The sequence below is a fragment of the Amycolatopsis sp. genome (genome assembly GCF_036008905.1).
Classification (GTDB): domain Bacteria; phylum Actinomycetota; class Actinomycetes; order Mycobacteriales; family Pseudonocardiaceae; genus Amycolatopsis.
This window is the reverse complement of the sequence record NZ_DASYMU010000255.1, coordinates 1-21,008: the sequence shown is the minus strand read 5'-3', so window position 1 is coordinate 21,008 and position 21,008 is coordinate 1. Positions and strand designations below refer to the sequence as shown.

At 65.3% G+C, this 21,008-nt stretch carries 22 protein-coding genes; 12 read left to right on the top strand and 10 right to left on the bottom strand.

Annotated features, from left to right (window positions below):
- Nucleotides 1-4: 4 nt before the first annotated feature.
- Nucleotides 5-580 (top strand): EndoU domain-containing protein, encoded by a 576-nt coding sequence (locus VGP60_RS40445; RefSeq protein ID WP_327553527.1) that lies wholly within the window; start codon nucleotides 5-7, stop codon nucleotides 578-580.
- Here the strand turns inward: VGP60_RS40445 and VGP60_RS40440 are convergent.
- Nucleotides 577-840: a helix-turn-helix transcriptional regulator gene (locus VGP60_RS40440; RefSeq protein WP_327553526.1), complete on the bottom strand. Its 264-nt coding sequence runs from the start codon at nucleotides 838-840 to the stop codon at nucleotides 577-579. The genes VGP60_RS40445 and VGP60_RS40440 overlap by 4 nt on opposite strands.
- A gap of 362 nt (nucleotides 841-1,202) precedes the next feature.
- Nucleotides 1,203-2,810, bottom strand: a complete 1,608-nt coding sequence (locus VGP60_RS40435; protein ID WP_327553525.1) for an alpha/beta hydrolase — start codon at nucleotides 2,808-2,810, stop codon at nucleotides 1,203-1,205.
- 226 nt (nucleotides 2,811-3,036) lie between these two features.
- On the opposite strand from VGP60_RS40435, the gene VGP60_RS40430 reads away from it, so the two are divergent.
- The 3 genes from VGP60_RS40430 to VGP60_RS40420 all read left to right on the top strand — a co-directional run bounded on the left by VGP60_RS40430 (nucleotide 3,037) and on the right by VGP60_RS40420 (nucleotide 5,817).
- Nucleotides 3,037-3,318, top strand: coding sequence for a DUF3311 domain-containing protein (locus VGP60_RS40430; RefSeq protein WP_327553524.1), 282 nt, complete (start codon nucleotides 3,037-3,039; stop codon nucleotides 3,316-3,318).
- Entirely contained in the window at nucleotides 3,315-4,961 is a 1,647-nt protein-coding gene (mctP, locus tag VGP60_RS40425; protein WP_327553523.1) for a monocarboxylate uptake permease MctP, read from the top strand. Before VGP60_RS40430 ends, mctP begins: the two co-directional genes overlap by 4 nt.
- A 280-nt stretch (nucleotides 4,962-5,241) precedes the next feature.
- Nucleotides 5,242-5,817, top strand: a complete 576-nt coding sequence (locus VGP60_RS40420) for a peroxidase-related enzyme (protein WP_327553522.1) — start codon at nucleotides 5,242-5,244, stop codon at nucleotides 5,815-5,817.
- Nucleotides 5,818-5,820: 3 nt separating this feature from the next.
- Here VGP60_RS40420 and VGP60_RS40415 read toward each other — a convergent pair whose 3' ends face one another.
- The 4 genes from VGP60_RS40415 to VGP60_RS40400 all read right to left on the bottom strand — a co-directional run bounded on the left by VGP60_RS40415 (nucleotide 5,821) and on the right by VGP60_RS40400 (nucleotide 9,426).
- A complete protein-coding gene (locus VGP60_RS40415) occupies nucleotides 5,821-6,765 on the bottom strand; it encodes a helix-turn-helix domain-containing GNAT family N-acetyltransferase (RefSeq protein ID WP_327553521.1) in 945 nt (314 codons plus the stop codon).
- Nucleotides 6,766-6,984: 219 nt separating this feature from the next.
- Nucleotides 6,985-7,179: a hypothetical protein gene (locus VGP60_RS40410; RefSeq protein WP_327553654.1), complete on the bottom strand. Its 195-nt coding sequence runs from the start codon at nucleotides 7,177-7,179 to the stop codon at nucleotides 6,985-6,987.
- Nucleotides 7,180-7,388: 209 nt separating this feature from the next.
- Nucleotides 7,389-8,585 carry an ATP-binding protein gene (locus VGP60_RS40405; protein WP_327553520.1) on the bottom strand — a complete coding sequence of 399 codons (1,197 nt, stop codon included), beginning with the start codon at nucleotides 8,583-8,585 and terminating at the stop codon, nucleotides 7,389-7,391.
- Between the two features lie 94 nt (nucleotides 8,586-8,679).
- A complete protein-coding gene (locus VGP60_RS40400; protein WP_327553519.1) occupies nucleotides 8,680-9,426 on the bottom strand; it encodes a MerR family transcriptional regulator in 747 nt (248 codons plus the stop codon).
- 109 nt (nucleotides 9,427-9,535) lie between these two features.
- On the opposite strand from VGP60_RS40400, the gene VGP60_RS40395 reads away from it, so the two are divergent.
- Nucleotides 9,536-10,573: a glycerophosphodiester phosphodiesterase family protein gene (locus VGP60_RS40395; RefSeq protein WP_327553518.1), complete on the top strand. Its 1,038-nt coding sequence runs from the start codon at nucleotides 9,536-9,538 to the stop codon at nucleotides 10,571-10,573.
- Nucleotides 10,574-10,695: 122 nt separating this feature from the next.
- Entirely contained in the window at nucleotides 10,696-11,181 is a 486-nt protein-coding gene (locus VGP60_RS40390) for a DoxX family protein (RefSeq protein WP_327553517.1), read from the top strand.
- A gap of 10 nt (nucleotides 11,182-11,191) precedes the next feature.
- On the opposite strand, the gene VGP60_RS40385 is transcribed toward VGP60_RS40390, so the two are convergent.
- The 3 genes from VGP60_RS40385 to VGP60_RS40375 are packed head-to-tail and all read right to left on the bottom strand — an operon-like array spanning nucleotide 11,192 to nucleotide 14,301.
- Nucleotides 11,192-11,995 (bottom strand): ABC transporter permease, encoded by an 804-nt coding sequence (locus tag VGP60_RS40385; protein ID WP_327553516.1) that lies wholly within the window; start codon nucleotides 11,993-11,995, stop codon nucleotides 11,192-11,194.
- Nucleotides 11,992-12,954: an ATP-binding cassette domain-containing protein gene (locus tag VGP60_RS40380; RefSeq protein WP_327553515.1), complete on the bottom strand. Its 963-nt coding sequence runs from the start codon at nucleotides 12,952-12,954 to the stop codon at nucleotides 11,992-11,994. The genes VGP60_RS40385 and VGP60_RS40380 overlap by 4 nt, the downstream gene beginning before the upstream one ends.
- Nucleotides 12,955-13,011: 57 nt before the next feature.
- Entirely contained in the window at nucleotides 13,012-14,301 is a 1,290-nt protein-coding gene (locus VGP60_RS40375) for an acetyl-CoA C-acetyltransferase (protein WP_327553514.1), read from the bottom strand.
- A gap of 120 nt (nucleotides 14,302-14,421) precedes the next feature.
- Between VGP60_RS40375 and VGP60_RS40370 the strand changes: the two genes are divergently transcribed.
- Nucleotides 14,422-15,762 (top strand): 3-oxoacyl-ACP reductase, encoded by a 1,341-nt coding sequence (locus tag VGP60_RS40370; protein ID WP_327553513.1) that lies wholly within the window; start codon nucleotides 14,422-14,424, stop codon nucleotides 15,760-15,762.
- A gap of 5 nt (nucleotides 15,763-15,767) precedes the next feature.
- Nucleotides 15,768-16,619 (top strand): MaoC/PaaZ C-terminal domain-containing protein, encoded by an 852-nt coding sequence (locus VGP60_RS40365; RefSeq protein WP_327553512.1) that lies wholly within the window; start codon nucleotides 15,768-15,770, stop codon nucleotides 16,617-16,619.
- Here VGP60_RS40365 and VGP60_RS40360 read toward each other — a convergent pair.
- Complete coding sequence (locus VGP60_RS40360; RefSeq protein WP_327553511.1) at nucleotides 16,606-17,280, bottom strand: TetR/AcrR family transcriptional regulator; 675 nt, start codon at nucleotides 17,278-17,280, stop codon at nucleotides 16,606-16,608. The two genes, VGP60_RS40365 and VGP60_RS40360, sit on opposite strands and share 14 nt — an antisense overlap.
- A 115-nt stretch (nucleotides 17,281-17,395) precedes the next feature.
- Between VGP60_RS40360 and VGP60_RS40355 the strand changes: the two genes are divergently transcribed.
- The 4 genes from VGP60_RS40355 to VGP60_RS40340 all read left to right on the top strand — a co-directional run bounded on the left by VGP60_RS40355 (nucleotide 17,396) and on the right by VGP60_RS40340 (nucleotide 21,004).
- A complete protein-coding gene (locus tag VGP60_RS40355) occupies nucleotides 17,396-18,043 on the top strand; it encodes an SCP2 sterol-binding domain-containing protein (RefSeq protein WP_327553510.1) in 648 nt (215 codons plus the stop codon).
- A 100-nt stretch (nucleotides 18,044-18,143) separates the two neighbouring features.
- The gene (locus VGP60_RS40350; protein WP_327553645.1) at nucleotides 18,144-18,695 is read left to right on the top strand and encodes an SCP2 sterol-binding domain-containing protein; all 552 of its coding nucleotides are present in this window, start codon (nucleotides 18,144-18,146) and stop codon (nucleotides 18,693-18,695) included.
- Between the two features lie 188 nt (nucleotides 18,696-18,883).
- The gene (locus VGP60_RS40345; protein WP_327553509.1) at nucleotides 18,884-20,185 is read left to right on the top strand and encodes a DNA cytosine methyltransferase; all 1,302 of its coding nucleotides are present in this window, start codon (nucleotides 18,884-18,886) and stop codon (nucleotides 20,183-20,185) included.
- A gap of 3 nt (nucleotides 20,186-20,188) precedes the next feature.
- Entirely contained in the window at nucleotides 20,189-21,004 is an 816-nt protein-coding gene (locus VGP60_RS40340; protein ID WP_327553508.1) for a very short patch repair endonuclease, read from the top strand.
- Nucleotides 21,005-21,008 lie beyond the last annotated feature (4 nt).

Genomic DNA, 21,008 nt, shown 5'->3' with positions numbered 1-21,008 from the left:
TCGTGTGGGCGGCGGACATGCACCGGGTACGGGACGCAGGGCGACCAGCGAGTTCCCGGCCGAGTGGACCGACGAACAGATCATCGCGGTGGTCAAGGACGTCGCCAACGACCCGGGCGAGCCGCGGCGGCGGCAGTACAACGGACGCTGGCGCGCGGCGGGCGAACGCTACGGCGTGAAGGTCGTCGTCCTTGTCGAGGAGAACGGCCAGGTCCACACCGCGTACCCGCTCGAAGGTCCCGGCGTCGTCCGCAACCCCGACACCGCGAAGGACCCGGCCAACCCCACGGTCGCCGATGTCGCCGAGGGCCGGATCAGCTACTTCGCCGAGGTCCTGCTCAACCAGCTCAAGAGCCGGCTCGCGCAGACCGACTTCGCGCACTATCGCAGCCTGCTCTGGTCGGGCGAATGGGAAGAACTCGTCGACGTCCTCGTCGCGCATATCGGCGCCGAGAACGTCCGGCTGACCGTCGACGAATACGCAGACCTCGAGCGCTTGCTCAATACTTATGACCTGCCGGTCATCGGCTACGACTTCCTCAACGACCGCGATCACGTCCTGGAACGGATGCGGCCCTAACTCGCCTTCGCGAGGCGTCCACTTTCCACCGCACTGCGCAGGGCTTCCAACGGCAGGCTCACCGCGTCCGCGATGGCCGCGACGGTGAAGAACGCCGGTGTCGGGATGCGTCCCGTTTCGATCTTGCGGAGCGTTTCCACCGAAATCCCGGCCTCGGCCGCGACCTCCACCATGCTGCGCTCGGCGCGTGCCGCTCGGAGCGCCGCGCCCAGCCGCTCGCCGCGTTCACGCTCTTCCGGGGTCAACGGCACTCTCACCATGCCGCCAATTGTAATACCACCGAGTCCACGTCTGATGAACCCGCGACGCGATCGCGTCGCCAGGGCGCTCTTTGCTGAATCAGCTCACGTTCTGCTAATCGGCGCCCTGCCGCCGAGATAGCGTGCCTTCGGCCTAAGCGGGTTCGTGCGCAGAGATTTGCTTAGGACGGAGCGGCCCACGCGGGCCCATCCGTGTGGGTTCATACCACCCGACGGCGAGCCCCACGAGCCTCACCGGTCACATTCACCCGTCCACACAAGTTGTCCACAGCCTGTGGGCAAGGTTGTGCACAGCTTTTTGAAGGACCAAGAAAAAGGCCCCGTCGAGCCGAAGCTCGACGGGGCCACAATCCCTTGGGGTATCAGGCGCCCGGAGGCACCGGAAGCGGGATTCCGGCGACGCTCTGGTCGTTCGGCACCTTGCCGTCGACGAGGAAGTCCTCCACGACCTTGTCCACAGCCGCGTTGCCATTGGCGTACATGCCGTGGTCACCCTCTCCGGTGACGGTCAGCATCCGTGAGTTCGCGAACGCCTTGTGCGCACGGGTGGCGCCTTCGATCGGGGTCGCCGGGTCGTGCACCGACTGGACGATCAGCACCGGCGGGACGCCGCGGCCGTCGAGCACCGGCAGCGGAGCGGGCGGTGTCTTCCAGAAGATGCACGGCTGGATCAGCCAGCCCGCGCCGAGCAGCGGGAGATCCTGGTTGATCAGCTTCTGCGACTGCTTGATGGCGGTGTTGCGGTTACCGGTCCACGGGCCCTCGTTGCAGGGGATGGACCAGAAACTGGCGTCATAGGCGTCACCGTCGGTCGGGACCATCAGCGGCTGCGGGCCGAGCGCGTCGGACAGCGTGTTGACCGTCTTGACCTGCTTGGTCGCGGCGACCTTCTGCTCCTGCGAGCTGCCGGCCTCGGTCAGCGTCTTGACGCTGACCAGGTAGTCGGCCAGGCCGGGGAACGCGGACTTGCTGTAGATCTGACCCGCGATGGTCGAGTCGAGCCCGTTCGCCGACAGCGGCGCGCCGTCGATCTCGACCGGGTTCTGGGTCAGCGCGTAGCGGACCTTCTCGTAGGTCTGGCGAGCCGCTTCACCGGTGGTGCCGAAGCCGAACACGTTGTTGTACTTCGCCATCCACGGCAGGAAGTCCTGCCGCCAGCGGCGCTCGAAGCCGAGCGGCTGCCAGTCGAACGAGTTCTGCCAGGTCGTGGTGAACTCGGTCGCCGAGTCGAGGATGAACCGGCCGGTCCGGTTGGGGAACTGCTGCGCGTAGTGCGCCCCCATCCAGGTGCCCGCCGAGTAGCCGACCCAGTTGATCTTGTCGCGGCCGAGCAGCACGCGCAGCAGGTCGATGTCGTGCACGGTCTGGTCGGTGTTGATCAGCGGACCGAGCTCGCCGGACTTCACCTGGCACGAGTTCGCCGCGTACTTGGTGGCGTCCAGGATCAGGTTCAGGTTGGCCTTGTCGCGGTCACGCGGGTCCAACGAGGAGCCCGTGCCGATCGCGCCGCCGCAGGTGATGTTGGTCGACTTGCCGGTGCCGCGCGGGTCGAAGCCGACGATCTCCTGCGTGGCGCGCAGCTTGGTCTGCTTGCGCAGCCGCGCCGGGAAGTTGCGGCCGGGAGCGCCGGGACCGCCGGGGTTGACCACCACGCTGGCCGTCGCCGGGCCACCGGTCGCCTTGAGCCTGCTGACCGCGATCGTCAGGTCGATCTTCTCGCCGGCCCGGTTCCAGTTGCGCGGCGTCAGGTAGGTGGCGCACTCGATGCCCTCGGCCCCCGCCGGAGGAGCCGTCGGCAGTTCGCTGGTCGTGCAGGTGTGCCAACCGAGCGTCTGGCTGGTGTAGCGCGCCGGAATGTTCGTGGAGTTCAGTGGCGCCTTCGCCGCTTCACCTGCGAACGCAGGCGTGAACCCGGCCAGCATGGTGCCGGCGATCGCCGGAATCACCACCGCATAGCGGAGTTTTCTCATCCTTGCCCCTTTAATCGCCCTTGCGGAGACGTGCTCCGCGATGGGCTATTGATATCCGGCTGAGGAGTCTCGGGCAACCGCCCTTCGTCGGAAGGCGTGGCGTGACGCACGGCTAAGTCAACGGCGTCCATCAAATCGATATGGGACAAGCGTGACGTCAACGGTCGGAAGTCCTAAGGTCAACGCGGCATGATCGCCGCAGTGTCGCGAAGATTGGGTGGGTCTGATGTCATCTGGCAAGTCCAGCGGGAAGGTGACCGGGCTGCAGTTCAGCCCCTGGAACCTGCTGCTGTTGATCCCGTTGTGGATTTTGATCACCCCGCTGTACAACCAGGAAGGGCCTGCTCTGTTCGGCATGCCGTTCTTCTACTGGTGTCAGTTCGCCGGGATCATCGTCGGCGTGGCCTGCACGTCGATCGTCTATTTCATGACCAAGGACAAGCCCACTGTGCCCGCTGAAACACCCCCGCAGGACCTCGACCCGTTTGACGACGGGAGCTCGAAGTGAACGACATCCATTGGGTAGAGCTGATCGTCTTCGCGGTCCTCTTCGGCCTGGTCACTGTCCTGGGGTTCATGGCGGCCAGGTGGAAGGCCGGTGACACGCTCGACCACCTCGACGAGTGGGGTCTCGGCGGCCGGAAGTTCGGCTCCTGGATCACCTGGTTCCTGATCGGTGGCGACCTTTATACGGCGTACACCTTCGTCGCCGTCCCCGCCCTTTTGTTCAGCGCCGGCGCGACAGGGTTCTTCGCCCTTCCGTACACGATCATCGCTTACCCGATCGTCTTCCTGCCGCTGCTCCGGCTGTGGTCGGTCTCGCGCTCGCACGGCTACGTCACGCCCGCCGACTTCGTGCGCGGCCGCTACGGCTCGCCGATCCTGGCGTTCCTGATCGCGATCACCGGGATCGTCGCGACGATGCCGTACATCGCGCTGCAGCTCGTCGGACTCGAGTCGGTGCTGCGAACGCTCGGCTTCAACGCCTCGGGCATCCTCGGCCACCTGCCGCTGCTGATCGCCTTCATCATCCTGGCGGTCTACACGTACAAGTCCGGCCTGCGGGCCCCGGCGCTGATCGCGTTCGTCAAGGACATCCTGATCTACATCGTCATCATCGTCGCGGTGATCTACCTGCCGAGCCTGTTCAGTGGCGGCTGGAGCGAGATCTTCTCGCTGGCGGACAAGAAGTTCGACGCGACCCCGGTCGCGTCCGACGGCATCCTGCTCAACGCGAACAACCAGCTGCAGTACGCCACGCTGGCGTTCGGCTCGGCGCTCGCACTGTTCCTCTACCCGCACTCGGTGACCGGTGTGCTGGCATCGCGCGGCCGCAAGGTGATCAAGCGCAACATGTCCGCGCTGCCGGCGTACTCGCTGCTCCTGGGGCTGCTCGCGCTGCTCGGCTACATCGCCATCGCCGCGGGCACCAAGGCCGTGACCAACAACGCGACCGGCCGCCCGGACACGAACACCATCATCCCGCAGTTGTTCCAGGACAAGTTTTCCCCGGTGTTCACCGGTATCGCGTTCGCCGCGATCGGGATCGGCGCGCTCGTGCCGGCCGCGATCATGTCGATCGCCGCGGCGAACCTGTGGACCAGGAACATCTACAAGGAGTACATCAAGAAGGACGCCACCCCGGCCCAGCAGGCGAAGCAGGCGAAGCTTTCTTCGCTGGTCGTCAAGTTCGGTGCGGTCGCGTTCATCCTGTTCATCGACCCGCAGTTCTCCATCGACCTGCAGCTCATCGGTGGCGTCATGATCCTGCAGACGCTGCCCGCGGTGGCCATCGCGCTCTACACGCGCTGGCTGCACATCTGGGGCCTTGTCGCCGGTTGGGTCGTCGGCATGGGCTGGGGCATGTACCTGCTCTACACCATCCCGAACCCCGCCACCGGCAAGGCGCACTTCGGTACTTCCGCGCTCTCGCTGGACAAGCTGAGCCTGTTCGGCTGGCACCCGTTCGCCGGTTCGACGGTGCTGATCTACGTCGGCATCCTGTCGCTGGTGGCGAACCTGGTGGTGGCCGTGATCGTCACCTTCGTCGCCCGCCGGATGAAGGTCAGCAACGGCCTCGACGAAACCAACGGCACGGACTACCACGTCGACGAGGACGACAAGGACCTCCGCGAAATCGGCGTCCACTAGTCCCGAGTCAGTAGAAGAGAAAGCGCCCCCGGAAGCCACTTTCCGGGGGCGCTTTCTCATGGCGGGTCAAAGGATCTGCGCGCCGACACAGACCCCGACCAGGAACCCGGCGACCAGGCAAAAGGTAGAAGGCTTCAGCAGGACAGCCGGTGAAATGAACGTTTTCATCGTCTTCCCCCTCTCCTCCAAGGCAAGGGTCACACGTCAAGGCCGAACGCCGTATGTCAGTTGACGCATCAGGGCGTGTCAGATCCACCTGACACGCCCTAACGTGGCCATCATGGAAACCGACGTGAGCAGGTTCGGCGTGGTCGAGCCGGAGGATTTGCCGACGGACCTTCGTGAGCGGATCGGGGTGATCGCGGAGAAGTCCGGCTTCGTGCCGAACATCTTCCGCGCGCTCGGGCACCGCCCGGCCGAACTGCGGGCGTTCCTCGACTATCACGACGCGCTGATGGAACGCTCCGACGGCTTGTCCAAGGCCGAGCGCGAACTGGTGGTCGTCGCGACCTCCGGCGCCAACCACTGCACGTACTGCGTGGTCGCGCACGGCGCCATCCTGCGGGTGCGGGCGAAGGACCCTGAGCTCGCGGACCGCGTGTCGAGCAACCCGTGGCAGGTCGAGCTCGACGAGCGGGGCCGCGCGATCGTCGACCTCGCGCTCGCGCTGGCCCAGGATTCGGCGACCTTCGGCGACTTCGACCTGGAGTCGGCGCGGGAAGCCGGGCTGACCGAGGACGAGATCTGGGACGTCGGCGCCATCACCGCGTTGTTCGCGATGTCGAACCGGCTCGCGCACCTGACGGCGTTGCGGCCGAACGCGGAGTTCTTCCTGATGGGCCGCAGCCCGCGGTAGCGCCTACAGCGTCAGTCGCCAGGTCTGGCTGACGACGTCGGCCCCGAATACCTTCACCGGCTCTTCCTCGGCCAGCCGGAACCCGGCGCGCTCGTAGATGCCGCGGGCGGCGGCGAGCAGGCTGACCGTCCACAGCTCCATCGACGCGTAGCCGCTCGCCCGCGCGAACTCGACGCATTCGCCGACCAAGCGCTTTCCGACGCCCAGTCCCCGCGCGCCCGGTTCGAGCAGCAGCAGGCGGAGCTTGGCGATCTTCTCGTCCGGCCCCGGCATGCAGAACACACTGCCAACGGGCTCGCCGTCGACCTCGGCGATCCAGCCCGCCTGACGCGCGTTGCCCAATCCGGCCGGACTCTGTCCATTCAAGAACTCAGAGGCGACCTTCGCGACCAGCGCCTCGAAGGTTTCGTCCCAGCCGTACTCCCGCGCGTAGAGCACGCCGTGCCGGTGGACGACCCAGCCAAGATCGCCGGGCCGTGGCGGGCGCAACACCAGAGTCGGGTTCTCGCGTCGGGGTTCGACCAGGCCGGAGATGGTGTTCATCGCGCCGAGAAGGCGCCGCTGCTGATCTTCGTCAAACTGGTGAAGGAGCGCGTTGATCTTGTCGCTGCTGCGCTTGTTGAGTACGCCGAACGCGTCGCGGCCGGCTTCGGTGAGGGTGATTACCTGACGGCGGGCGTCGGTTTCGCTGCGCTCACGGACGAGGAGCCCGCGGCTTTCGAGCTTGCCGAGCAGCCTGCTCGCGTACCCGGCGTCGAGCTCCAGGCGCTTGCGGAGATCGGGCACGCTGGTGCTCTCCCGCTGCGCGGCTTCGAAGAGGACACGGGCCTCACTCAGGGAATACTCGGCGTCGGCGGGGCCTTCGTCCAGTACGCCGATGACCCCGGTGTACAGACGGTTGAAGGCGCGGACGGTCGCGACCCGGTCGGACGGCTGGGCGTCGTTCATTGACCACCTCAACATAATCGTTGCCTGGGTCAAGTATTACGTGCCGTCGTCGTTTGGGCAAAAAGAAACCCCGTGATGCTGGCAGGTCGGGGGTCCGCCAGCATCACGGGGTCATACGGGGTATCGACGCCGACTACAGCGGCGTTACACCCCATGAATTATGTGTCGCAGGTCACCCTTTCGGGTGTATCTGACACAGGGCTTCGTACGCGAACGCACTCAGCGGGTGAAGGCCTGTCGGGCCTGGGCGATCGCGATGAGTTCCTGACGAACGGTCGCGGTGGCCGCGGTGTCGATCGCCCGGTTCAGGGCCCGGCGAGTGCGAGCCTCAGCGCGGTGGGCACGGAGCTTGGCGGCGAGATTGTTCATCGGTTTCTGCATCCCCTTGGGTTCTTCGGTGGCTTGATGACTCAAGTATGCACCTTTTTTCACAAGGATGCCAACGATCGTCCGGTGATCTGAGGCACTTGCCTACGAATCATCGGCTAGATTTCGTTAATGCCGATGAAATCTCGTGGCGTCGATCACCTCCAGGTAACCCTCTTCGGCTCTATAAGAGCATCTACCGTTTTCGCCAGACAAAAGTAGGCGAGCCGATAGACCGGACGGGTGGCGAACGGTGCCTAGTCCTCGATACGGGACAGCAGGTAGTGCCCGAAGTGCGGCACGGTGAAGGCGATGTGGCCGCGCTCGGCGGAGTACACCAGGCCCTTCTTCATCAAGCTGTCCCGCGCGGGCGAGAGCGAAGACGGCTTGCGGCCCAGGTAAACGGCCACATCCGCGGTGCTGGCGGCTTCGTCGCGGCCTTGGGTCAGCTCAGCCATGCCGATCAGGTACTCGCGCTCGGCCGGCGTCGCGCGCTCGTAGCGCGAACCGAAGAAGCCGACGGCGAGCTCCGACTCGGCTTCCGGCGCGGCAACCTGGACGTCCTTGACCGTGATCGGGTCCGCGGGCGCGGCGTCCCAGGCGGCCTTGCTGTACGCCTGGATGAAGTACGGGTAGCCGCCCGAGGCGTCGTAGAGCGCGTCGAGCGCCTCCGGCTCGATCCCGGCGTCCTCCCGCTTGATCGGCGCCATCACGGCGATGTCGGCGTCCTCCCGTTCGAGACGGTCGATGCGCGCGTAGCGGAAGAGGCGCTCGGAGTACGACTTCGACGCCGACAGGACGGCCGGCACATGCGGCAGCCCGGCACCGACGACGACCAGCGGCGCGCCGGACTGGGAAAGCTCGTGGCAGGCCGCGCACAGCGCCGAGACGTCCTCCGGGAGCAGGTCCTGGATCTCGTCGATCAGCAGCGCGACCCCGGTGCCGACGTCGGCGGCCAGTTCGGCGACCTCGGTGAACAGCTCGACGAGGTCGATCTCGATGTCACCGGAATCCGCGCGGCCCTGGGCGGCGGGCACGTCGATGCCCGGCTGCCAGCGATCCCGCAGTTTCGCGTCCGGCTTGTTGGCCTTGAGCGCGAACGCCTTGAGCACGCCGAGCACCTCGTCGACCCGGTCCGGCGCGCGATGCCGGACGGCCAGGTCCCGGATCGCGCGATGCAGCGCCGCCGACAGTGGGCGGCGCAGTTCGATGTCCGGGCGGGCTTCGATCTTCCCGGCGCCCCAGCCGTGCTTGATGGCCATCGAGCGCAGCTCGCCAAGAAGGACTGTCTTCCCGACGCCGCGAAGGCCCGTCAACATCAGGCTGCGTTCAGGGCGGCCCCTGGCCACCCGCTCGAGCACGATTTCGAACGCCTTGAGTTCGCGCTCGCGACCGGCCAGCTCGGGCGGCCGTTGACCGGCGCCCGGGGCGAAGGGGTTGCGGATGGGATCCACGGCTAACAAGCTATCGGGGTTTCTAGCGTCAGTCCGATATTCGGCGATAAACGTCTAGGCGTGTCGGGTCTGCAGCCCCGGCACGTTTTATCCCCTAGTCACTCAGGTTCCGCTCGCCATAGACCTTCATCGCGTCACGGATGTACTCCGCGGTCCCCGTGCCGTGGACGTCGTAGTTCGCCGTGAACCGCGGGTCGTCGACGTACATCTGGCCCAGCCCGATGAAGTGGCTCTTCCCCGGGCTCGACGTCAGCGACAGCCATTCGAAGTGCCGCTGCGTGATGGCCTGCGCCTCGGGTCCGTCGGCGGGCTTGCCGTCGATGTTGGCCTGGGCGTAGTCCTTCGCGATGTCGACCTGACGCTGCTGGAACTCCTTCTTCTGGGCGTCGGTGAGCGAGCGCCACCACTGGTCGCTCTTGACGTACGCGTCCCGTCCCCAGCGCTCGGTGACCTCCTGCTCGTACTGCGTGTGGTCGAACCCGTCGAATACCTCGTCTGCCATGAGTTGTTCACCTCCTTCCGTTTTCCGCAGGGTCGTCTTGACCGATTCGATCTGCCGCCCGATTCGCTGACGTTCTTGTTCCAGCAGCTTCAGGTGGGTGCGCAGTGCCGCGGCGCTGTCCTGCTGGCCGTCGAGTACTTCGGCGATGGCCGGGAGGCCGAGGCCGAGTTCTCGCAGGAGCAGGATGCGCTGCAACCGCACGAGGGCTTTCTCGTCGTAGTAGCGATAGCCGTTGCCGCCGACGCGGCTGGGTTCGAGCAGCCCGATCTGGCCGTAGTGGCGCAGCGTGCGGCTCGTGGTCCCGGCCGAGCGTGCGATGTCCTGGATCGACCACTCCATCGCCGTTGCCCTCCTCTCGTTTCAGTGATTTCAACGGTAGAGCTTGACGTTGCGTCAAGGTCAAGCCGACTTCTCTTGCAATTCACCCAGCCGTGCGACGGTGCGGGGTATGAAACCTCTGGCGACGGTTCTTGTTGCGACAACGGCCCTGCTCAGTGCGACAGTCGGGGTGGCCGACGCGCATCCGCGCCGGGATTTCGACATCCAGGCGCACCGCGGCGGGATCGGGCTCACCGTGGAGAGCACGCTCGCGTCCTTCGGCAAGGCGCTGGAGCTCGGGGTCACGACGCTGGAGCTGGATATCCAGATCACCAAGGACGGTCGCGAGGTGATCACCCACGACCGCAAGACGACCGCGGCGAAATGCCTCGACACCGCACCGGCGACACCTGGCGACCCGGCGTTCCCGTATGTCGGCAAGTACGTCAAGGACCTGACGTTCGCGCAGGTGCGCACGCTGGACTGTGGCTCGCTGCGCCAGTCGGACTTCCCGAACCAGACGCTCTCGCCCGGCGCCAAGATGCCGACACTCGCCGAGGTGTTCCAGCTGGCCCGCGAGCACCGCGCCTGGGGTATCCGGTTCAACATCGAGACCAAGGTCGAGGCCGCCGCGCCGCAGGAAACCGCGCCGCGTGAGCAGTTCGTCCGCCGGGCCGCGCAGCAGATCACCTGGTCCGGCTTCGCGCCGAACGTGACGATCCAGAGCTTTGACTGGGGCTCACTGATGCTCATGCGCGAGGTCGCGCCCTGGCTGCCGACCGTCGCGTTGACGCAGCCGGAGTTCCTCCAGGTCGGGCAGCCCGGCAAGTCGCCGTGGCTCGGCGGGCTGGACATCGACGACTTCGGCGGTAGCCCGATCCGCGCGATCAAGTCGTTCGGCGCGAGCGCGCTCTCCCCCGTCCACGGCAACCCGCAGGGCGGCCACGTCGACGATCCCGGGTACCAGCCGTTCACGACCAAGGCGCTGGTCACCGAAGCGCACCGGGCCGGGATCAAGGTGATCCCGTGGACGATCGACGACGTCGCGACCACGAACAAGCTGATCGACGACGGTGTCGACGGGATCATCACGGACTACCCGGACCAGCTGCGGAAGATCGCCGCCGACCACGGGTTCAAACTGCCGAAGGCTTATCGCGGCCACTAGAGCAATCTAGGGAATACGTGATACTTCCTTATACGCCGCTAGCGCGGTTCGCCGGAGGCGGTACGGGGCATCCTGGGCGTAACTTCGTAACCACGTTCCGGCTAGCCAGGAAGGCAACGACCGTGATTCTCCGTCGAGTGGCCCGTCCACTGCTTGCTTCGATATTCATCTACGGCGGCATCGGCGCACTGCGTGACGCCCAGGGGCACGCGAAGGTAGTGGAGCCGTTCCTCAACGACACGTTCGACAAGGTCGAGGGCGTGTTGCCGGAAGGGGTCCCCCGCGACCCGGTCACCTTGGTGAAGATCGACGCCGGCGTGAAGATCGGTGCCGGGCTCGCGCTCGCCACGGGGAAAGCGCCGCGTCTCGCGTCCTTCCTCCTGCTGGGTTCGCTCGTGCCGACGACGCTCGCCACCCACCGGTTCTGGGACATCAAAGAGCCTGCCGAGCGCCAGCAGCAGATCACGCAGTTCGTCAAGAACGCGAGTCTTGCCGGTGGCCTGCTGCTGGCGACGGCCGACACCGGTGGCAAGCCGTCGCTCGGCTGGCGCGCCCGCCGCGGTGCGAAGAAAGCGGCGAAGCGCGCCGAAGCCGTTCTTCCAAACTAGGGACTGGGAACTACCTGCTCGCGACTCGCTTGTAGCGGGCCGCGGCCAGTGGCGCGAAGATCGCGATGATCGCGACGCAGCACAGGATCGAGTACAGCGCGGCGTTCTCCGCCGGCCAGCCGGTCGGCGGAGCGCCGAACCTGTTGCCGAACAGGTCCCGCGACGCGTTGATGACCGCGGTGAACGGGTTCCATTCGGCGATCGCCCGCAGCACCCCGGGCAGCTTGTCCGCGGGCACGAACGCCGACGAAATGAAGCTCAGCGGGAACATCCAGATCAGCCCCGCGCTCTGTGCCACTTCGACACTGCGGGCCATCAGCCCGATCAGCGCGCCGACCCAGGACAGCGCCCACGCGAACATCAGCATCACCAGGTAGCCGAGCACCGCGTCGAGGAAACTGCCGCGGATCCGCCACCCGACGATCAGCCCGCACAGCGACATGACGACGAGCGCGACCACGCTGATCAGCAGGTCGGACGTCGTGCGCCCGAGGATCACCGCGAGCCGGGAGATCGGCAGCGAGCGGAACCTGTCGATGATGCCCTTCTGCAGGTCGTTCGCGAACCCGATCACGGTGAACGCCGAGTTGAACGCGACCGTCTGCGCGAAGATCCCGGCGATCAGGAACTCCCGGTACGCCAGGCCGCCCGACTCGCCGCCGATCGCGTCACCGAAGACGTAGGCGAACAGCAGCACGAACATGATCGGCTGGATGGTGGCCGCCATCAGCCAGTCCGGGTTGCGCTGGACGTTCTTCAGGTTCCGCCAGGTGATCACGCCACCGTCGGAAAACCCCTTCAGGATCGTGCTCACTTCTTCTCCCCCTCGTCCGTCGCGTGACCCGTGAGCGACAGGAAAACGTCGTCGAGTGTCGGCCGGTGCAACCCGATGTCGAGCACGTTGACGCCCAGCGCGTCGAGCCTGCGCAGCGCCTCGATCAGGGCTTTGGTGCCGCCCTCGACCAGGACGTCGACCTTCCGCGTGTGCGTGTCGACCGTCGGTTCACCGGAGCCGATCTCCAACAGGACCTTGGCCGTGGGGGCGACCTCGTCAGGCGAGGACACGACGAGCTCGAGACGCTCACCGCCGATCTGGCCCTTCAGCTCGTCGGCGGTGCCGCGGGCGATGACCTTGCCCTTGTCGATGACGACGATCGTGTCGGCGAGCTGATCGGCTTCTTCCAGGTACTGCGTGGTCAGCAGGACAGTGGTGCCGTCCGCGACCAGCTCGCGGATCACCTGCCAGGCGTCCATCCGGCCACCGGGGTCCAGGCCCGTGGTCGGTTCGTCCAGGATGACGACTATCGGCTCCGCGACCAGCGCACCCGCCAGGTCGAGCCGCCGCCGCATCCCGCCCGAATACCCCTTCGCGGGCCTGTCGGCCGCTTCTTCCAGCCGGAACCGGGACAGCAACTCGCGGGCGCGTTCCCGCGCCGCGGGTTTCTTCTTTCCGTACAGCCTGGCGACCATGTACAGGTTCTCGAACCCGGTCAGGTTCTCGTCGACCGCCGCGTACTGCCCGGACAACCCGATCGAGCGACGGACGGCGTCCGGATCGGCCAGCACGTTGTGCCCGGCCACCATCGCCTCGCCGGAATCCGGCTGGAGCAGGGTGGTCAGGATGCGGACCGTGGTCGTCTTGCCCGCGCCGTTGGGCCCGAGCAGGCCGAGCACCTGACCCGACGGGATCTCCAGATCGACCCCGTCGAGCGCGCGCGTCGACCCATAAGTCTTAACCAGCGCCTTCGCGCTTACCGCGACTTCACTTGCCATGCGGGACAGGCTAGAACGGACCACCGACAAAATGCGCCCGATTTATCCCGAAGCGAACTACTTCTCCAGGATCGCCGTGACGCCGAGACCACCCGCGGCGCAGATCGAGATCAGGCCACGGCCGGAACCCTTTTCATCGAGCAACTTCGCCAGTGTGGCGACGATCCGGCCACCGGTCGCGGCGAACGGGTGCGCGGCGGCCAGCGAAGAGCCGTTGACGTTCAGCTTCGAGCGGTCGATCGAGCCGAGCGGCGTGTCGAGGCCGAGCTTCTCCTTGGCGAAGGCCGGGTCTTCCCACGCCTTCAACGTCGCCAGCACCTGCGAGGCGAAGGCTTCGTGGAGCTCGTAGAAGTCGAAGTCCTGCAGCGTCAGCCCAGCTTGTTCGAGCATCCGCGGCACGGCGTACGCGGGCGCCATCAGCAGACCTTCGTCTCCATGCACGTAATCCACGGCGGCGGTCTGCGAGAACGTCAGGTACGCCAGCACCGGCAGCTTGCGCGCGGCCGCCCACTCCTCCGACGCGAGCAGCACCGTCGAAGCGCCGTCGGAGAGCGGAGTCGAGTTGCCCGCGGTCATCGTGCCGTCCGGGCCGCCGTAGACCGGCTTGAGCTTGGCGAGTTTCTCGACGCTGGAATCGGGCCGCATGTTCTGGTCGCGCGTGAGCTTGAGGTACGGCGTGATCAGGTCGTCGAAGAAACCGCGGTCGTAGGCGGCGGCGAGGTTGCGGTGACTCGCGGCGGCGAGCTCGTCCTGCGCTTCACGGGTGATGTCCCAGACCTTCGCGGTCTGCGCGGCGTGCTCGCCCATCGACAGCCCGGTGCGCGGCTCGGCGTTGCGCGGCATGTCCGGGACGATGTGCCCAGGGCGGATCTTCGCGACCAGCTTGAGCCGGTCGCCGAGCGTCTTGGCCGAGTTGAGCCGCACGAGGATCTTGCGGAGGTCGTCGTTGACGGCCAGCGGCGCGTCGCTCGTGGTGTCGACGCCGCCGGCGATGGCCGAGTCGATCTGGCCGAGCGCGATCTTGTTGCCGACGTTGATGATCGCCTGCAGGCCGGTGCCGCACGCCATCTGGACGTCGTAAGCCGGGGTCGCCGCGGACAGTTGGCTGCCGAGCACGCTCTCGCGCGCGAGGTTGAAGTCCCGCGAGTGCTTGAGCACGGCGCCGGCCGCGACCTCGCCGATGACCTCACCCTGCAGGGAGTAGCGGCTGACGAGACCGTCGAGCGCGGCGGTGAACATGTCCTGGTTGGACGCCTTCGAGTACGGGCCGTTGGACCGCGCGAACGGGATCCGGTTGCCACCGATGATGGCGACCCTGCGGACCTGCGGTGCCTTCTGCGTGGCCATTACTTCCTCCAGCGACTCGAGACCTCTTCTAACGGGTGATCTAGCGCCCCACCGACAGTCTAACCTACTCGCTAGTAGGTTAGACTGGGAAGTGACGCACCCGGCACAGGAGGGCATCCGATGGCTGACAGGTACCAGCAGTTCACCAAGACCCCGGTGGGGAAGTTCGTGGTGCCCAAGCTGGGCCTGCCGAATCCGGCCACCCTCCGGCGCTTCAAACCTGGTCAGCCCGCTTTAGACGGTCCCGCACTTCTCGGGGCCGCGCCAGGCGGACGGCTGGAGAAGACCCTGTCGAGTCAACTCGCCGACGCCGGCATCGAGGTCATCACGACCGCGCTCGAAGAGGGCAAGCACGGCGCGCTGGTCTTCGACGCGACCGGCATCACCGGGCCAGAGGAGCTGCGTGAGATGTACGCGTTCTTCCAGCCGGTGATCCGCAAGGTCGGGCCCAGCGGACGGGTCGTCGTCCTCGGCACCCCGCCTGAGCTGGTCGAAGGCCGCGAGCGGATCGCCCAGCGCGCGCTCGAAGGCTTCGTCCGCTCGGTCGGCAAGGAGCTCAAGCGCGGCGCGACGGCACAGTTGGTTTACGTCGCGGAAGGTGCCGAGGACGCGACGGAGTCGACGCTGCGGTTCCTGCTGTCGGCGAAGTCCGCGTTCGTCGACGCGCAGGTCATCCGGGTCGGCACGTACACGAAGACGGCCGAAGCGCCCGCGAACTGGGCGAAGCCGCTCGATGGCAAGATCGCGCTGGTCACCGGCGCGTCCCGGGGCATCGGCGCCGCGATCGCCGAAGTGCTCGCCCGCGACGGCGCCCACGTCGTCGCGCTGGACATCCCCGCGCAGGGCGCGGACCTGTCCAAGTTGGCGAACAAGGTCGGCGGCTCGGCATTGCAGCTCGACATCACCGCCGCGGACGCGCCGCGGAAGCTCGCCGAGTACCTCAGCACGCGCCACGGCGGCGTCGACGTCGTCGTGCACAACGCGGGCATCACCCGCGACAAGACGCTCGGCAACATGACCGAAGGTGGCTGGGACTCGGTCATCTCGGTCAACCTCGCGTCGCAGCTCGCGGTCAACGACAAGCTGATCGCCGACAAGGTGCTCAACGAGAACGGCCGGATCATCGGCGTCTCGTCGATCGCCGGGATCGCCGGCAACCTCGGCCAGACGAACTACGCCACCAGCAAGGCAGGCGTCATCGGCATGATCGACGTCGGCGCGCCGGTGCTCGCCGAGCTCGGCGGCACGATCAACGCCGTCGCGCCGGGGTTCATCGAGACCAAGATGACCGCCGCGGTGCCGCTGTTCATCCGCGAGGGCGGTCGTCGCCTGTCCAGTCTCGGCCAGGGCGGGCTGCCGGTCGACGTCGCCGAGACGATCGCCTGGTACGCCAACCCCGCGTCGGCCGCGGTCAACGGCAACGTCGTCCGCGTGTGCGGGCAAGCGCTGCTGGGAGCGTGACGGCCATGGTCGTGAAGGAAGTGCACAGCGCGCCGAGTCTCGGGACGCTGTACCCGAAAGCCCTGCTCGGCGGGCTGCTGCCCGGCGGCAAGGGCGGGAAAGACCTGCCGGACACCGAATTTGTGCGTTCCGACGTCACCGTGGATCCCGCGCATTTGGCCGCGTACAACCATGTCTGCGGCTTCCGGCTCACCGACGCGCTGCCCGCGACCTACCCGCACATGCTGGCGTTCCCGTTGCAGATGGCGTTGATGACCGAGGGGAACTTCCCGTTCCCGCTGCTCGGCATGGTGCACGTCCGCAACCGGATCACCCAGCACCGCCCGATCCTCCTGGGCGAGACGTTCACTGTGCGCGTGCGCGCGGAAAACCTTCGCCCGCACGAAAAAGGCACCCAGTTCGACGTCGTCAGCGAGCTCGTCACCGGCGAAAGTCCAGTGTGGACAGACGTGAGCACCTACCTGCACCGCGGCGGCGGCACGGGTTCGAGCAGCCCACGCGACCAGCTCGTCCCGCCGACCCCGAACGCGATCTGGCACGTGCCGGGCGACATCGGCCGCCGGTACGCCGAGGTTTCCGGCGACCGCAACCCGATCCACCTGCACCCGCTGACCGCGAAGCTGTTCGGTTTCCCGTCGGCGATCGCGCACGGCATGTGGACCAAGGCGCACAGTCTTGCGGCTTTCGAAGGCAGGCTGCCGGACGCCTACACCGTCGACGTCCGGTTCAAGCAGCCCGTGCTGCTCCCGGCGAAAGCCGCTTTCACCACGTGGAAGACGGATGACGGCTGGGCGTTCGAGCTGTGGAACGCCCGCAAGCCCAAGCCGCATCTCGACGGCACCATCACAGCGTTGTAGTCGTCCCCTCGGACGGCTTCCAGACCTGGCCTTCGATGAGGTCGTTGAAACCCAGCCACACCAGGTTCATCAGCCAGGACGCGAGCACCCCGTCGGAAACCTCGGGGTGCTCGAGCGCCCAGTCCGCGAGCGACTCCGCCGCGCCGACCAGCGCGGCGGACAGTCCTTCGCCGGAGAACTCCGCCTGCTCGCCGAGTCCCTTGCGGGTTCCGGCGGAGACGACCAGCGCCGCGACCAGCTCGATCGCGCGCAGGCGCATGTCGGTGACCTCGGCGGCGAACGCGCCCCCGACCGTCAGCGCCTGCCGATGCAGCACCACCCACGACTCGCGGTACTCGGCGACGAAGCGGTAGAACGAGCGAAGGCCGTGCCACAGCTGCATGTCCGGTGGCAGGTCAGGCTGCACGCCCGCCTGTACCGCTTCGAGCAGCCGAGTCGCCTCGCGGCGAATGCATTGGCCGAACAGGTCCTCCTTCGAGCCGAGATAGGTGTAGATCATCGGCTTGGAGACCCCGGCGACCTCGGAGATCTCGTCCATCGACGCCGAGTGGTAGCCGTAGCGCGAGAACACCTGCACGGCGGCGTCGAGAATCTGCCGCTCACGCACCGCTCGCGGCAGCCGCCTCGCCCGCTCGGGTGGACGCTGTACTTCCTCGGACACGCAGACCTCCTAATTCGGGGCAAACGCTACCTGGACCTGAGGTTTAGCCGTGCTTGCCCACGTACCTACTGGCAAGTAGCCTTACTTTCGAGCAAGGACAAGGGGAGGGGTTCCAATGGACAACATCGAGGTGACCAGCACCGATGGCATCACCGGGCTGCGCGGCACCGCGCTGATCGAGGCACTGGAACGCCTGGATCCGGCCGGACTGGCCGCCGGCGCGCTCGACGTCAACGACGTCGTGGCCGTCATCGATCCCAAGGAAATCGGCAAGGACGACTTCCGCCGCCTCCTCGCGGCCCTGTCCCGCGTCCCGTCGCTCGACCTCGGCAAAGTCGCCCCCGCACACTTCGCGAACCTCGTCTCCCGGGCGTCCAAAACGCAACTCGACAACGTTGTCGCCGAACGCCCCCTGCGCGAACGGCTCCTCGACGAGATCTTCGGCCGCATGGGCTCCCACATCCGCCCCGACCGCGCGAAGAACCTCCACGCCGTCGTGCGCTGGCGCCTCTCCGGCGGCGTCGGCGACGGTGGCTACGACCGATACGAGACCGTCATCTCGCACGGCTCCTGCGCGGTCAACCGGGACATGCGCGAGAAGGCGAAAGTCACCATCACCATCGGCCCGACCGATTTCTTCAAACTCATCACCCACCAGTCCACGCCGGCTGTGCTATTCGTCACGGGAAAGATCAAGGTAAAAGGCGATCTCGCATTTGCCGCCGGTCTGATCGGTTTCTTCGACCTACCGAAACCGAGCTGACTGAGTACACTCCTAGCTCGTGTCCCCGGAACCGAAAAGTCGACGATTCCGCTTTTCCCGCGCGCTCAAGGAGTCGTCGGCAAGCCGTGGCGACCACGCCATCAACGCGTTCGCGGACAAGATCGACCTGCGCAAACTCAGCGTCGACCAGTTCATCCAGCTCCTGGAAACCCTGCACATGCTGGGAAGCGCCGGCGCCGGCGTGGAACTGAGCTCACTGTCCACCGAGGTACTCGTCGACATCGTGCAACGCGCGTCGAAGGAACAGGTCAAAGCCATCGCGGACCATCCGGAGTTACGCTCGGTGTTCCTCGACGAGATATTCCAGAGAATGTCCGACCATTTCCTGGAAGACAAAGCACGACACGTCAATTTCGTCGTCTCGTGGCGCTTTTCCGAAGGCGACGGCGACGATGGTTTCGACCGTTTCCAGACAGTAATCGAAGACGGCGTCTGCGTATCCAGCACCGACCTCGGCCGCTCCCCGGACACGACCATCACCCTGTCCGTCGACGACTTCATCCGCATGGCGACCGGCAACGCCGCCGTCGCCGCGATGTTCGTGACCGGCAAGGTCAAGGTGAAGGGCGAGTACGCCCCTGCGGTCCGGTTCAGCAGCTACTTCGACATCCCCAAAGCAACCCAGACCTGAGGTCGCGGCGTGCCGGGATCAGGATCGCGAGCCGTCCAACCTGCGAAGACCAACTGTGTCGCCAGGAGCTTCGACTCCAGGTGGGTCGTTGCTGCGGCATTGGTGGTACGCGGCAGATGTGTGCAACACGCACATGGAACTGTGCCGCCAAGTGTCCATGATCAACAACTCCGCGGTATGCTTTCAGCATGCCTGAGCTGCCTGAAGCACGAAAGATGGATCGCACCGCCGTGGAACTGTTCGCGGGGGCGGGCGGATTGGCCATGGCGGTTCATCGCGCTGGTTTCAGGCCACTCCTGTTCAACGAGTTCGCCAAGCACGCCTGCCGCACCTTGGAGGCCAACGGCGCCAAGCCGCAGGACGCGGAGCCGCGCATCCCCGAGCCGGGCGATCAGTGGCCACTCGTCGCCGGTGACGTCCAGGACTTGGACATGGGTTACCTGCATGGTGAGGTCGACATCCTCGCTGGCGGCCCTCCCTGCCAACCGTTCTCTCTCGGTGGTGTGGCCAAGGGCGACGAAGACAAGCGTAATATGTTTCCGCAGATGTTCAGGGCTGTGCGCCAGATTCAGCCGAAAGCGGTAATCTGTGAGAACGTACGCGGGTTGCTGAGGCCTTCGTTTAAGTCATACTTCGAGTATATTGAGCGTGAACTTCGCCTACCGTTCGAAGAGCGTGACCCCGATTCCACTTGGCAGGAACACGATGAAATTATTCGATTAAAGCTGGAAAAAAAATCCGGTCGACCGGAAAAGCGCTATGATGTTGTTGTCACGAAGGTCAATGCTGCGGACTACGGCGTTCCGCAGATCAGAAACCGTATCATCATCGTTGGCTTCAGGGCCGATCTTGGCATAGACTTGGATGAGTTTAAGAGGTCCGTTACTCCTCGTTACTCGGAAACAGCGTTGATTCGGTCTATGATTAATGGTGATTATTGGGATCGTCATAGCGATGTTCCGGATCATGTGCGTAAATTAGTGCTAGCCCGCCTTCCTAGGCAGATTCCGGCAGATGACTCCAAATTGCCATGGAGAACGCTGCGAGACGCTATAAAGGGAATTGGTGAAGAGGTCGGTTCTTTGCCGGCGGTTCCGTGGGACAAGCTGGATCGCAAAGAGCACTATCTTGGTGGTTTCACGGATCACATCGGATGGCCTGACGCGCGGATATACGATGGGCATACCCCTAACGAGCTCGACCGCCCGGCGAAGACGGTTAAGGCCGGTGTGCACGGCGTCCCCGGCGGGGAGTCCGTGATGCTCACCGATGAGAGGGTGCGCGACTCGGGGAATCCGGATGGTTGGAGGTATCTGCATCGCTACATGACTGTTCGAGAAACGGCGCGTGTGATGACATTTCCCGATGATTGGAAGCTGGAGGGCCCGCGAGGCGAAAAGATGCGACAACTAGGCAACGCTGTTCCAGTGGTTCTCGGTGAGGTTTTCGCCAATGCTGTTGCTGAGCTTCTGGAAAAGGCTGGAAAGTAGCGTATGGCTGATTTGGTGCGAGCGAAACAAAATACCTGGAAGGGTGACTCGCCGGCGGATCGCGCGTGGAAAGGGCGGGCAGGATTAAGTCGTGAAGCGCGTACCGCGGAACAAGATCGCGCTGCCCGAGGCCGCTATCGGCGCTCAGTCGATCTTGGTGATGGACGGTTGGCGTGTGCGTCAGTCGAGTTGAAGGTCTTGCCGAACACGCGACGAATTCGCGCCTATCTTCGGTGGTCGGATGGTGGACGTTCTCCTGCTCGCTACCTCGGTGAGGTTGATAAGGCCACTCGTGCCGCGAATTTAGCCGAAGGGTGGAAGTGTGCATGGGAGAAGGGGTTACTGTGCGACGTGGCCCTCCCTGAGCACTCTTGGGCCTCTTCTCCCGCGGTTCGAGCGTCGATGCGGGGCAATAAGGGACGAGACACCAAGCCAGAGAAGTATTTGCGATCACTTCTACATAGGGAGGGGTTGCGGTATCGAGTCTCATTCAAGCCTTTGTCGAATTTAAGAAGGACTGCGGATATCGTCTTTCGGAGGGCACGCCTTGCGATATTTATCGACGGTTGCTATTGGCATGGATGCCCAGAGCACTATCGACCCTCCAAGAAGAATAGTGATTTTTGGCGGAAAAAAATTGAGAACAACCAGCGACGCGACATGGAAACAAATAGCCTACTTATTGAAGCTGGCTGGACAGTTATCCGTCTATGGGAACATGAAGATCTCGATTTGGCGGCAGGTCGAATTGTAGATTTAGTCCGTAGTCGGACGCTTGCCCCGAGATCGTTGTCTTCTGGGGGCATGGCCGTAGAGTAGTTTT